At 62.8% G+C, this 12,512-nt stretch carries 12 protein-coding genes; 4 read left to right on the top strand and 8 right to left on the bottom strand.

All coding sequences use genetic code 11. From position 1 onward, the window contains the following. Nucleotides 1-114 precede the first annotated feature (114 nt). The gene (locus NKH70_RS02230; protein ID WP_353024791.1) at nt 115-975 is read left to right on the top strand and encodes an SMP-30/gluconolactonase/LRE family protein; all 861 of its coding nucleotides are present in this window, start codon (nt 115-117) and stop codon (nt 973-975) included. A gap of 16 nt (nt 976-991) precedes the next feature. Here NKH70_RS02230 and NKH70_RS02225 read toward each other — a convergent pair whose 3' ends face one another. From NKH70_RS02225 to NKH70_RS02210, 4 genes are all read right to left on the bottom strand, one after another. Beyond that, nucleotides 992-2,704, bottom strand: a complete 1,713-nt coding sequence (locus tag NKH70_RS02225; protein WP_352716082.1) for a SulP family inorganic anion transporter — start codon at nt 2,702-2,704, stop codon at nt 992-994. A gap of 181 nt (nt 2,705-2,885) precedes the next feature. After that, a complete protein-coding gene (locus NKH70_RS02220) occupies nt 2,886-3,155 on the bottom strand; it encodes a helix-turn-helix domain-containing protein (RefSeq protein ID WP_353024790.1) in 270 nt (89 codons plus the stop codon). Nucleotides 3,156-3,467: 312 nt separating this feature from the next. Beyond that, complete coding sequence (locus NKH70_RS02215) at nt 3,468-4,169, bottom strand: phosphatase PAP2 family protein (protein ID WP_352716085.1); 702 nt, start codon at nt 4,167-4,169, stop codon at nt 3,468-3,470. Between the two features lie 14 nt (nt 4,170-4,183). Next, nucleotides 4,184-4,522 carry a hypothetical protein gene (locus NKH70_RS02210; RefSeq protein ID WP_023679017.1) on the bottom strand — a complete coding sequence of 113 codons (339 nt, stop codon included), beginning with the start codon at nt 4,520-4,522 and terminating at the stop codon, nt 4,184-4,186. Between the two features lie 199 nt (nt 4,523-4,721). On the opposite strand from NKH70_RS02210, the gene NKH70_RS02205 reads away from it, so the two are divergent. Continuing rightward, a complete protein-coding gene (locus tag NKH70_RS02205) occupies nt 4,722-6,713 on the top strand; it encodes a PhoX family protein (RefSeq protein ID WP_352912158.1) in 1,992 nt (663 codons plus the stop codon). Between the two features lie 100 nt (nt 6,714-6,813). On the opposite strand, the gene NKH70_RS02200 is transcribed toward NKH70_RS02205, so the two are convergent. From NKH70_RS02200 to NKH70_RS02185, 4 genes are all read right to left on the bottom strand, one after another. Next, on the bottom strand, nt 6,814-7,494 hold the full coding sequence (locus NKH70_RS02200; RefSeq protein ID WP_352912156.1) for a GNAT family N-acetyltransferase: 681 nt from the start codon (nt 7,492-7,494) through the stop codon (nt 6,814-6,816). Then, nucleotides 7,491-7,982: a MarR family winged helix-turn-helix transcriptional regulator gene (locus NKH70_RS02195; RefSeq protein ID WP_352912154.1), complete on the bottom strand. Its 492-nt coding sequence runs from the start codon at nt 7,980-7,982 to the stop codon at nt 7,491-7,493. Before NKH70_RS02195 ends, NKH70_RS02200 begins: the two co-directional genes overlap by 4 nt. Nucleotides 7,983-8,147: 165 nt before the next feature. After that, complete coding sequence (locus NKH70_RS02190; RefSeq protein WP_352912216.1) at nt 8,148-8,909, bottom strand: ABC transporter permease; 762 nt, start codon at nt 8,907-8,909, stop codon at nt 8,148-8,150. Nucleotides 8,910-8,923: 14 nt separating this feature from the next. Beyond that, the gene (locus NKH70_RS02185) at nt 8,924-9,850 is read right to left on the bottom strand and encodes an ABC transporter ATP-binding protein (RefSeq protein WP_352716093.1); all 927 of its coding nucleotides are present in this window, start codon (nt 9,848-9,850) and stop codon (nt 8,924-8,926) included. Between the two features lie 263 nt (nt 9,851-10,113). On the opposite strand from NKH70_RS02185, the gene NKH70_RS02180 reads away from it, so the two are divergent. Both NKH70_RS02180 and NKH70_RS02175 read left to right on the top strand, forming a co-directional pair. Beyond that, the gene (locus NKH70_RS02180; protein ID WP_352912153.1) at nt 10,114-11,487 is read left to right on the top strand and encodes a cytochrome ubiquinol oxidase subunit I; all 1,374 of its coding nucleotides are present in this window, start codon (nt 10,114-10,116) and stop codon (nt 11,485-11,487) included. Continuing rightward, nucleotides 11,484-12,488 carry a cytochrome d ubiquinol oxidase subunit II gene (locus NKH70_RS02175; RefSeq protein WP_352716098.1) on the top strand — a complete coding sequence of 335 codons (1,005 nt, stop codon included), beginning with the start codon at nt 11,484-11,486 and terminating at the stop codon, nt 12,486-12,488. The genes NKH70_RS02180 and NKH70_RS02175 overlap by 4 nt, the downstream gene beginning before the upstream one ends. The last annotated feature ends 24 nt before the right edge of the window (nt 12,489-12,512 follow it).

The following is a 12,512-nucleotide window of genomic DNA, read 5'->3' as shown; positions in this document are numbered from 1 at the left end:
GGATGCACCTCTTTTGCACGATTTGGTATCAGCCTTCGGTACTAGTCCAGATAGATCTTCCCGAAAAGTATCGAAATGCCTAGCTCTCCGCCAGTCCATTACAGGAGACTAGCCATGAAAAGCCTCTTCACACCGATACTTCTCGCCATCGTCGGCATCGCGACTGCGCCGGCAGTTCAGGCCGCTGAACTCTGGCGCGCCGGCGGCCTCGAGCAACCTGAATCGGCGCTGTTCGACGCCGCCGGCCAGCGCGTTATCGTCTCGAATATCGTCGGAAATCCCGGCGAAGCCGACGGCAACGGCTATCTGTCGATCCTGTCGATGGACGGCAAGCTACTCACGCAACACTGGACCGACGGCATGGACGCGCCCAAGGGCATGTCGATTGCCGGCGGCAAACTCTACGTCGCCGACCTCACCCATGTGCGCGTCGTCGATCTCGGTAGCGGCAAGCTAGCGTCGACGATCGACGTGCCGAACGCCGTCTTCCTCAACGACATGACCGCTGATGCATCCGGCAAGATCTACGTCACCGATATGCTTGCGGATACGATCTATCGCATCGACGGCGACCGGCCGGAACTGTTCGTCAAGGATGCTTCGCTCGCTTCGCCGAATGGCATCTTCGCCGATGGCGGTCGGCTGATCGTCGCTTCCTGGGGCAAGGGCATCAAGCCCGACTTCAGCACCGCGGAGCCGGGCGGCCTGCTCTCGGTCGATCTTGCTACCAAGGCCGTTTCGCCACTGCCCGGCGCGGAAAAGTTTGCCAACCTCGATGGCGTCGTTGCCATCGGCGGCAGCATCTACGCCACCGCGTATATGACCGGCACGCTCTACCGCTACAAAGCCGGCGGCACGCCGCAAGTGGTTGCGACGTTCAAGCCGGGCAGCGCCGACATCGGCACCGACGGCAGGTCGACAATCTTCGTGCCGCTGATGAATGACGGCGAAGTCGCAGCGTTGGGCCTCGACTAAGCCGGCAACTGCCAGCTCAGACGGCGGGCGCGGCTTTCTTCAGCTGCGCCCGCGCATCCGTGATCGAGGCGGCATAAGTCACCAGCGGCCGCTTGACGCCGTGGTTGATCAGCATGCGGCGTGTCTGCGGTGAAGCGCCTGATATAATGAAGCGAACGCCGGCGCGGCTCGCCTTGTGGGCCGCGCCCTCGATGACATTGGCCGCCGTCGAATCGAAGAACGGCACCGCCGAACAGTCGAGGATGAAGTTCTTGCGCTGGTCGGCGATGCGGTCCAGCACGGTGCCGACGGTCGAGGCGGCGCCGAAGAAAAAGGCGCCCGATATCCGGTAGACAACGGTGTCGGCATCGCTCGCCTCGCTGGAATCATAGGCGCTGGCGCGGTCGGCGACGTCTTCCTGCACCAAGGATTGATGGTCCGCCTCCACCGCGATGCTTTTGGCCATGCGGTCGATGAACAGGATCGAGCCCAGCGCAAAACCGACGACGATGCCTTCGGTCAGGTCGCGGAAGATGACGATCAGGAACGTCGCCATCAGCACCAGCGCATCGCCGCGCGAGGCGCGCAGCAACGTGGCGAAGGCCTGTTTCTCGAACATGTTCCAGCACACCACCGCCAGCACGCCGGCAAGTGCTGCAAGCGGGATATAGCTGGCCAGCGGTGCTGCCACCAGCATCAGGGCAAGCAGGATGGCCGAGTGCATCATGCCTGAAACCGGTCCATGCGCGCCGGCCCGCACATTGGTCGCGGTGCGGGCAATGGTTCCGGTAGTGCAGATGCCGCCGAACAGAGCGGAGGCGACATTGGCGAAGCCTTGCGCCACCAACTCGCAATTGGAGCGATGCCGCCTTCCGGTCATGCCGTCGGCGACGACGGCCGACAGCAGCGATTCGATCGCCCCGAGCAGCGCAAAGGCGATGGCGTCCGGCAGCACGTCGATTATCCTGTCGAGGCTAAGCGGCGGGAAGGCCGGCCATTGCAGGCTGCGCGGGATGCCGCCGAAACGCGTGCCGATCGTCTCGGCCGGCATGGCGAGCAATGCAACGACGAGGGATGCCAGTCCGATGGCAATCAGCATGGCCGGCCACTTCGGCCGAAACCGCTTCAACATCGCAATGGTGATGATGGTCAGTGCCGCCACCGCGGTTGCGGCGAGGTTGATCGTTCCGGCCGCCTCGCCGATGGCCATCAGCTTCGGCACCAGCGGCCCCGGTTCCTTGCCGGCGAGCTTCAGCCCGAACAGTTCGACGATCTGGCCGGAGAAGATGATGACGGCGATGCCGGCGGTGAAGCCGACGGTCACTGGATAGGGGATGAACTTGATGTAGGTGCCAAGCCTGAGATAGCCGATGGCAAGCAGGAACAGGCCGGCCATCATCGTCGCCAGCAGCAAGCCGTCGACGCCAACCCGCGCCACTGTCGCAGCCACCAGCACAATGAAGGCGCCGGCCGGGCCGCCGATCTGGAAACGGCTGCCGCCAAGCGCCGAGACCAGGAAGCCGCCGATGATCGAGGTGTAGAGCCCGCGTTCCGGCGTCACGCCTGAAGCAATGGCAATTGCCATCGACAGCGGCAGCGCTACGATGGCGACAGTCAGCCCGGCAATGGCATCGGCCTTGAAGTGCGCGAGCGTATAACCCTCGCGCAGCACCGTCACCAGCTTCGGCGTGAACAGTTCGGAAAATGTCGGGCGTGCCGGTTGATGCGCTGCCCGCCGGGTCTGATCCATCGAGTGCCTTCCCCATGAAACCAAGGAGGCGGCGGGATCGTCGGCAGGACTGTCGGCGGTCGCCGTCGCGACTTGGAGCGGCGTGCGTCCAAATGGGCGCACAGATACGCTCCAACACTTTTGAACGGCGCATCGGACTATCCGAAAATCGAATTTGATTTTCGGCGATGCGGCAGTACCATCAGCCCTGCGGGTTCTGCGGCGTGACAGGCTTGAGGCGAACGCCCCTGCCGCCACGCTCGCTCGTCTGGTTCTCGCCGATCAGCTCGACCCCGGCCTCTTCAAGGGCCTGGATGACCTTCATCAGCGTATCGACCACGCCCCGGACCACGCCGTCGCTCGCTTCCATGCGCTGAATGGTTGGAAGCGAAACCCCGGCGCGCTCGGCGAGCGTCTTCTGATCGATGCCGGCCAGCGCCCTCGCGGCACGCATCTGCGCGGCAGTGATCATCGGCCAAAACCCCCGTCTGAATCTGCGGTATCACGTATAATACCTTCATTATGATGGTTCAAGCATCATCTTGCATATGTGAAACATGCAGCACTCTTTGCCAGCCGATGCGCTAGCATGCTACGGCATCGTTTGGCGGGACATCCATTGCGATCCCGATTTCACAGGCGACGACTCAAAAAGGATGAGCAGGTGAAGATATTCAAAGCGTTGGCGACCTCGACAGCCTTGCTGTCGATGGTTTTCCTGCTGGCAGGCTGCGGCCATGGCCTGATCAACAGGCTGATTTGACCGCAAATCGACTGACATGAGTCAGGTGCCGCCGGCCCGCCCGAGCCGTCGCTGCAGGAACCGGGCCGCAAGCCAGCACAGCATCGCCCAGGCAAAGCCGGCGCACCAGCCGGCCAATACGTCGGACGGCCAGTGGACGCCGAGATAGATGCGGCTGATGCCGACCACCACCGTCGTCAGCACCGCCAGCCCGAGCACATAGATCTTCGTTGTCCGCCCGGGCAAAAACCGCGCCGCCATGCTGCCCAGCGTCAAATATGTCACCGCCGACAGCATGGCGTGGCCGCTCGGAAACGAAAGCGATGCCACGTCGGCGAGATGCGAGACCAGATCGGGGCGCGGCCGGTCTATATCGAACTTGAGCACGCTTGACAGGACCTGGCCACCCGCTACCGCGACGAACATGAGAAGCGCCGCGCCTGGCCTGCGTATGAGGAGCAGATAGACGATCATTGCCGCGGTAATCAGGACCAACACGCTGGCGCTGCCGAGGCTGGTGATGTCGCGCATCGCTCCTTCCAGCCACGCCGGTCCGATCGGATTGTCGGGCTGGCCGGCCTTGCGGAAGGCGAGCAGGATTTCGGTATCGAAGGCATGCGGCGTGGTGGCCCGCGCCATCTCCATCAGCTCCTCGAACCCCCACAGCCCGCCGGCAATGATCAGCCCGGCCAGCAGAACCGGGAACTCCAGCCAGTTGCGCAGTCTGCTTGCGGTCTTCTTCATCGGCCCGATCGCAGTTACAGCCTTTGCAGATAGGGCCCGAGCGTGATCAGCGCCACAGCTGCGATGGCAAGCACAATGCCGGTCGCCTGCAAGGCATTGACGCGCTCGCCGAAGAAGACCAGCGCCACCACATTCACCGACACCAGCTGGATCACCGCTGACAGGCTGAACGACACCGACATGCCGAATTCACGGATCAGCCTCAGCATGATCAGATTGCCGAGCGAATAGAGCGCCAACGTCAGCACGATCTTGCCGAGGCTCGGCGCCAGCCCCCACTGTTTGGCAGCCATCGCCGCCAGCAGGAAGATCACCGTCGAAACGCAGAGCTGCCCAAGTCCCCAGAAACTCACTTTTTGTTCCTCCCGATGCGGTCCTACGCCCACCGCAGCTCTTGTTTCCGAAGCGCCGGTCGCGGTCAAGCGGGGCCGATGCTGGATACAAAATCGCAGTGGTAATTAGCCGGCATGTCATCAAACTGTGACCTGCCGGCGATACCGGACTGGCCAGGCAACACGCTCCAGCAATCCATCCAGCCAGAGGCATGCCCCTATGACCGAACATCGCTCCCCTGACGCCCATTTCCGCACCAGCCTGCTCGAGGAAAACGACGGGCCAGGAGCCAATCCCACCGACAACCGCACCATGGGTGAAATCATCGCCGCGCGGTTCTCGCGCCGCGGCTTCCTCAAGGGCTCGCTTGCCGTCTCGGCCATAGCCGCTACCGTCAGCCCGCTGGCGCTGATCACCGCCGACAACGCCCGCGCCGCCGAAGGCTCCGCCTTCGCTTTCGACGAGCTCGAGGCCGGCATCGACGACAAGCATCACGTCGCACCCGGCTATGACGCCGATGTGCTGCTGCGCTGGGGCGATCCGCTGTTCGCCGATTCGCCGGAATTCGATCCGACAAAACAGTCGGCGGAGGCCCAGGCCAGACAATTCGGCTACAACAACGACTATGTCGGCTATATCCCGATCGACGGCTCGGCCGAGCACGGTCTGCTGGTGGTCAACCACGAATACACCAATCCGCACCTGATGTTTTCGGGCCTCGTCACCATCGTCGACGGCAAAGCCAAGCAGGCGCCTCTCAGCAAGGAACAAGTCGACGTCGAGATGACCGCGCATGGCGGCACCATTGTCGAGATCCGCAAGATATCAGGCAAATGGCAGGTCGTTCGCGACGGCAAGCTCAACCGCCGCATCACCTCCAACACCGAGATCGAGCTCTCCGGCCCCGTCGCCGGCCACGACCGCGTCAAGACCAGCGCCGACCCGAGCGGCACCAAAGTCATCGGCACTGTCAACAACTGCGCCGGCGGCGTCACGCCATGGGGCACCTATGTCATGGCCGAGGAGAACATCCACGGCTATTTCTCGGGCGAGCTGCCGCAGAGCCATAAGGAAGCCGCCAATTACAAGCGCCTCGGCATTCCCGAAGGTGCCTATGAATGGGCAGCGCATTACGACCGTTTCGACATCGGCAAGGAGCCAAACGAGCCGAACCGCTTCGGCTGGATCGTCGAGGTCGACGTTCAGGATCCGACTTCGGTGCCGAGGAAGCGCACCGCGATGGGCCGCTTCAAGCATGAGGGCGCCGAGTCGATCGTCGCCAAGGATGGCCGTGTCGTCTTCTATCTCGGCGACGATGAGCGCTTCGACTACGTCTATAAGTTCGTCACCACAGGCAAATTCAATCCGGACGACCGCGCTGGAAACAAGGATTTGCTCGACGATGGCACCTTGCATGTCGGCAAGTTTGCCGAGGACGGTTCGGTCGAATGGTTGCCGATCGTCTTCGGCCAAGGGCCGCTGACGGCGGAGAACGGCTTTGCCAGCCAGGCCGACGTGCTGATCGAAACGCGCCGCGCCGCCGACCTGCTCGGCGCCACCAAGATGGACCGTCCGGAAGACATCCAGCCCAATGCCGCCAACGGCAAGGTCTATGTCATGCTGACCAACAATTCGAAGCGCAAGGCCGATCAGGTCGACGCCGCCAACCCGCGTGCCGAAAATGCCTTTGGCCACATCATCGAGATCGTCGAGGACGGTGGCGATTTCACTGCCACCAAGGGCAAGTGGGAGGTGCTCTTGAAATGCGGTGATCCCTCGGTTGCCGCTGTCGGCGCCACCTTCTCGACCGCAACCACGGCCAATGGCTGGTTCGGCATGCCGGACAATTGCGCGGTCGATTCGGCCGGCCGCCTCTGGGTTGCTACCGACGGCCAGGGCCCGAAGGCCACTGGCCGCACCGACGGTCTGTGGGCGGTCGACACGGAAGGGCCGGCAAGGGCCACATCAAAGCTGTTCTTCCGTGTGCCGATAGGCGCCGAAATGTGCGGCCCGTTGTTTGCGCCGGACGACCAGACCGCCTTCGTTGCCGTCCAGCATCCGGGCGACGGCGGCGAGGACTGGGAGGCTTTCGGCCGTCCATCCTATTATGAGGATTTGTCGACCCGCTGGCCCGACTTCAAGCCGGACATCCCGGTGCGCCCGGCGGTCGTTGCCATCACCAGGCAAGGTGGCGGCAAGATCGCGGTCTGACGCGCAGCCAGGTCTTGCAGTCTCAAGGAAGGATTTCGGCGATACGAAATCCTTCCTTTCCTGATACACGCATCCATGCTGCCCATCATGCGCCGACGAATTATTCGGTGCGCTGAACCACGGCCACATTCATTGTGCTTCGCAACCTGAAGCCAATGGACTTGTATAGTCCTATGGCCGTGGCGTTGCTGGCATAGGCGTGGAGATAGGGAACTTCGCCGCGCGCCACTATCCGGTTTGCCACGAACAGGGACAGCAGCTTGCCCAGGCCGCCGCCCCGAAATTCCGGATGTGAGCATACCCCGCTGAGTTCGGTATAGCCGGGTTGCTTCATGCGCTCGCCGGCCATCGCCGCAAGCCTGCCCTCGATTTTCACACCCCAAAAATCGCCCAGGCTCAAGGCTTCGAGCGTGAATGGGCCAGGCTTGGTGAGCAATGCCAGGGCGAGCATCTCAGCGGCATCGTCTCGCGTCAGACGTTGCACGCGTTTGTCAGACACGGTTTGCAACGGCTGCTCGGCAATCATCTGAACCCCGGCTGCGGTCGAAGTCGCGGAAAGCCCCGCGGGCAGATCAATGGCGTCCGACTGAAGCAGAATGACACTCTCGCCTGGGGGAACAAGCTTTCCGAGCGCCTGCAAGTTATCCGCGTCGTCCGCCCCGGTGGCGGCGAAAGGGACGATTGACGGCCGGTATCGCATGGCGAGGTTGTCACCCTCCGCGAAGGCCCGATGTCGCGTCTGAAGCGCGCTCCAGATAGGGCGGTCAAGCAGGTGCCTCATTGTACCGCATCCTTCGGTTTTTTTACTCGATGGTCGAGGGGAGCCGCGGCGAGGCCGTCCTCGATGGCAGCCAGCTGATCAAGAAGAGGCCCCGAAAGATCCGCGCACAAATCCGCGACGGCGTTCTCGATGCGCGGCCAGACCTCGCGCTTTGCGATATCGACCAGCCGCCGGCCGTCCCGAGTAAGCGAGACAATCCTGCGCCGCTGGTCATCGGTCGACGGACTGACCTCGAGCAGTCCCAATTCGGCCAGAAGCGAGACGCTTCGCGTTACGCCTGGCTGCGCGATGCCAAGGGATTGCGCCAGTTCCCCGACAGACAGCGGACCCAGCCTGTCGAGCGCGGCCAACAGCGGGTACTGGCTCGCCTGAACCGGGACATCCAGCCGGTCGAGCAGGCGCTGCGCCTCCGCTTGCAGTTGTTCGCCTATACGCTTCATCCTGCTGCCCAGGCACAGGAAACCAAGCGATCGTATGACGTCTTCCATAGGTCACTTCGTCTCGTGCGAAAATCGATAACATGATATATAACAATGCATAAAAAGCAAGATCGAGCGTTCAAGCGCCGGCTCCAGGCACGGGCGCAGGCCTATATCGCCTTCGGAAAGGAAACGTTGACCGATAAGGCTGCTTTGCCTGGCACGGCCAGTCGATCAGTTGCGCAGCCGGTAGCCGGTCCTGAAGATCCAGGCGACGATTGCTATGCAGACGAGCAGGAAGACCACCGTCATGCCAAGGCTGACGCCGACCGAAACGTCGGATTTGCCGTAGAAGCTCCAGCGGAAGCCGCTAACCAGGTACACCACAGGGTTGAACAGCGTCACCGTGCGCCAGATGCCGGGCAGCATATTGATCGAATAGAAGCTGCCGCCGAGAAAGGTCAGCGGCGTGATGATCAGCAGCGGCACCAGCTGCAGCTGCTCGAAGCTCTTCGCCCAGATGCCGATGATAAAGCCGAACAGGCTGAAGGTCACCGCCGTCAGCACCAGGAAGGCGAGCATCCAGAACGGGTGCTCGATCGTCAGCGGCACGAACAGCGAGGCCGTCGCCAGGATAATCAGGCCAAGCACGATCGACTTTGTCGCCGCACCCCCGACATAGGCGATGACGATCTCCAGATAGGACACCGGCGCCGACAGCAATTCGTAGATCGAGCCGACGAATTTCGGAAAGTATATGGCGAAAGACGCATTGGAGATCGACTGCGTCAGCAGCGACAGCATGATCAGCCCCGGCACGATGAAGGCGCCGTAGCTGATGCCGTCGATCTCGGTGATGCGTGAGCCGATCGCCGAGCCGAAGACGACAAAATAGAGCGATGTCGAAATGACCGGCGAAACGATGCTCTGCAGCACGGTGCGAAGAGCGCGCGCCATCTCCATCCGATAGATCGCCCATACCGCATGAAGATTCATGACCGCGCGCGGGTTCATGCCTGTTTCCTCACCAGATTGACGAAGATCTCCTCGAGCGAGCTGTTTTCCGTGTCGATGTCGCGGAACTGGATGCCGGCCGCCTCGAGCTCGCGGATCAGCGAGGCGACGCCCGGCCGTTCGCTCTGGTTGTCATAGGTATAGGTCAGCTGCCCGCCATCCGGCGAAAGTTCCAGCGCGTAGCGCGAAAATGCGTCGGGAACGGTGGCCAGCGGGCTGCGCAGTTCCAGCACAAGCCGCTTGCGGCCGAGCTTGCGCATCAGCTCGGCCTTGTCCTCGACCAGCACGATCTCGCCGCGGTTGATGACGCCGACGCGGTCGGCCATCGCCTCGGCTTCTTCGATGTAGTGCGTGGTCAGGATGATGGTGACGCCGTCTTCGCGCAGCCGGCGCACCATCGCCCACATGTCCTGGCGCAGCTCGACGTCGACGCCGGCGGTCGGTTCGTCGAGGAACAGGATGCGCGGCTCATGCGACAGCGCCTTGGCGATCATCAGCCGGCGCTTCATGCCGCCGGACAGCGTGATCGCCTTGGCGTCCTTCTTGTCCCAGAGCGACAGGTCGCGCAGCACTTTTTCGACGAACGCCTTGTCCGCCGGCTTGCCGAACAGCCCGCGGCTGTAATTGACCGTCGCCCACACGCTCTCGAAGGCGTCGATGGTCAGTTCCTGCGGCACCAGCCCGATCAGACTGCGCGCGGCGCGGTAGTCGCGGTTGATGTCATGGCCGTCGACTGTGACGCTGCCCGACGAGCGGTTGACGATGCCGCAGACGATCGAGATCAGCGTCGTCTTGCCGGCGCCGTTCGGCCCGAGCAGCGCAAATATCTCGCCGCGCACAATATCGAGATTTATCTCCTTCAGCGCCTGGAAGCCGGTGGCGTAGGTCTTGGTGACCCCGGAAATCGAGATGATCGGCTGCATGGCTGAAAACGGCTGCTTGAAACAGAGTTGTTGATTTAATCCGCTGAATGTCGGTTCGCAAATCCGTATGTCAATGGCGCTCCTGACAGTTCTGGACATCGAGGTTCGCCGGAATAAGCAACACCCGCCTGGTCGTCCAGCAAAATTCCACGCAAAAGCAGATTAACCGGCACTGCGGCGTTCCGCCTCGCGGCGGGACGCCGCTTTGACCGTCCGGCGCATCAAGCCTATCCTTGTACAAACAAGCAGCAGCCGGAGCCGCCATGGACCCGCTCATCCTGTCGCGCATACAGTTCGGCGCGAACATCTCGTTCCACATCCTGTTCCCGGCGATCACCATCGCGCTCGGCTGGGTGCTGCTGTTCTTCAAGCTCCGCTACAACGCGACAAACGATTCCGCCTGGATGCGCGCTTATTTCACCTGGGTTAAGGTATTCGCGCTGTCCTTCGCCATGGGTGTGGTTTCCGGCGTCACCATGAGTTTTCAGTTCGGCACCAACTGGCCGGGCTATATGGAGACGGTCGGCAACATTGCCGGCCCGCTGCTGGCCTACGAGATACTCACCGCCTTCTTCCTCGAGGCAGCGTTCCTCGGCATCATGCTGTTCGGCTTCCGTCGCGTCTCAAACCGCGTCCATACACTGGCGACGGTGCTGGTGGCCGGCGGCACCACATTGTCCGCCTTCTGGATCATCGCGCTCAATTCGTGGATGCAGACGCCGGCCGGCTTCGAGATGCGCGATGGTGTCGCCCACGCCACCGACTGGTGGGCCGTTGTCTTCAATCCGTCCATGCCCTACCGGCTCGTCCATATGCTGCTTGCTTCGGGGCTGACCGTCTCGTTCCTGATCGCCGGCCTGTCGGCGCTGCGCTATCTCTACGGCGATCGCTCGGAATCGATGTGGAAGGCCTTGCGCACCGGCGTCTTCACCGCCGCGATCCTGATCCCGATCCAGATCTTTGCCGGCGACCAGCACGGCCTCAACACGCTTGAACATCAGCCGCAGAAGATCGCTGCGATGGAGGCCAACTGGAACACCGGTCCCAACGTGCCGCTGGTGCTGTTTGCGCTTCCCGATGAAGCGGCCAAGGAGAACAGGTTCGAGCTCACCATTCCCGATGGCGCCAGCCTTATCCTCAGGCACAGCGCCGGCGGCATCGTACCGGGGCTGAACGACTATACCGGCAACCATCCCCCGGTATTTCCGGTGTTCTGGGGCTTTCGCATCATGGTCGGCACCGGCCTCCTGATGCTCGCTGTCTCCTGGTCGGCGGCCTTCTTCCTCAAGCGCCGCCACAGCCTGCCTAAGCCGCTGGCGCTTGTCATGGTGCCGATGGCGCTGTCCGGCTGGCTGGCGACGCTGGCCGGCTGGTACACCACCGAGATCGGCCGCCAGCCCTGGTTGGTCACCGGCGTGCTGCGTACCGCCGATGCTGTCGGCCCGGTCGCCGGCAGCCATGTCGCGCTGTCGCTCGCGGTCTATCTCATCCTCTACGCGCTGCTGCTGATCGCCTATCTCGGCGTGCTGGTGCATCTGGCATTGAAGGCGGCGAAGGATGGTGACACCTCGCCGCTGCCGGGCGTCATGAACAGGCCGCTGTCGCAGCCGGTTGCGCAACCGGGAGAAACATCATGAGCTTCGACTGGCCGACCCTGTTGCCTCTGATCTTCGCCGGCCTGATGGGCCTCGCCATCCTGATCTACGTCATCCTCGACGGCTTCGATCTCGGCATCGGCATCCTGTTCGCCGCAGCCGAAGATACCGAGCAGGATACGATGATCGCCGCCATCGGCCCGTTCTGGGACGCCAACGAGACCTGGCTGGTGCTGGCGGTCGGCCTGCTGCTGGTCGCCTTCCCATTGGCGCACGGCACCATCCTGACGGCGCTCTACATTCCGGTCTTCGTGCTGCTGGTCGGCTTGATCCTGCGCGGCGTCGCCTTCGATTTCCGCGCCAAGGTGCCTGCCGGCAGGAAGCACCGCTGGAACCGCATCTTCTTTCTCGGTTCGGTCATCGCATCGCTGGCGCAAGGCTATATGCTCGGCGTCTATGTGCTCGGCCTCGACGTCGGCGCTGGCGGCATCGCCTTCGGCGCGCTGGTGGCGCTCTGCCTTGCCGCCGCCTACGCGGCGATGGGAGCGGCGTGGGTCATCTACAAGACGGAAGGCGACCTGCAGAGGAAGGCGGTGCTGTGGCTGCGCACGGCACTGGTGCTGACCGCGCTCGGCATGGTCGCGGTATCGCTGGCCACGCCCTTTGCCAGCGCGCGCATCTTCGACAAATGGTTCGTCTGGCCGGCCATGCTCTATTTGTCGCCGTTGCCGATCCTGTCGGCAGTGCTGTTCCTGTGGCTATGGCGCCAGACCTTCCATCTGCCGAAGCCCGGCGACCGCCACGCGCTGCTCCCGTTCCTGACATTGGCCGCGATCTTCACACTCGGCTTTGCCGGCCTCGCCTGGTCGTTCTACCCTTTCGTGGTGCCCGACCGGCTGACCATCTGGCAGGCTGCTTCGGCACCCGAAAGCCTGGCCGTCATCCTGGTCGGGACGGTCGTCGTGCTGCCGATCATCATCTTCTATTCGTTCTTTGCCTACCGGGTGTTCGCCGGCAAGGCGACGGATCTGACCTATGACTGACCGGCATCGCCGTCGCCGCCTGAA

Origin of the sequence: Mesorhizobium sp. M0991 (assembly GCF_040318915.1) — a bacterium.
Lineage (GTDB): Bacteria > Pseudomonadota > Alphaproteobacteria > Rhizobiales > Rhizobiaceae > Mesorhizobium.
The sequence above is the reverse complement of the archived record's forward strand: the minus strand, read 5'-3'. Positions and strand labels throughout refer to the sequence as shown.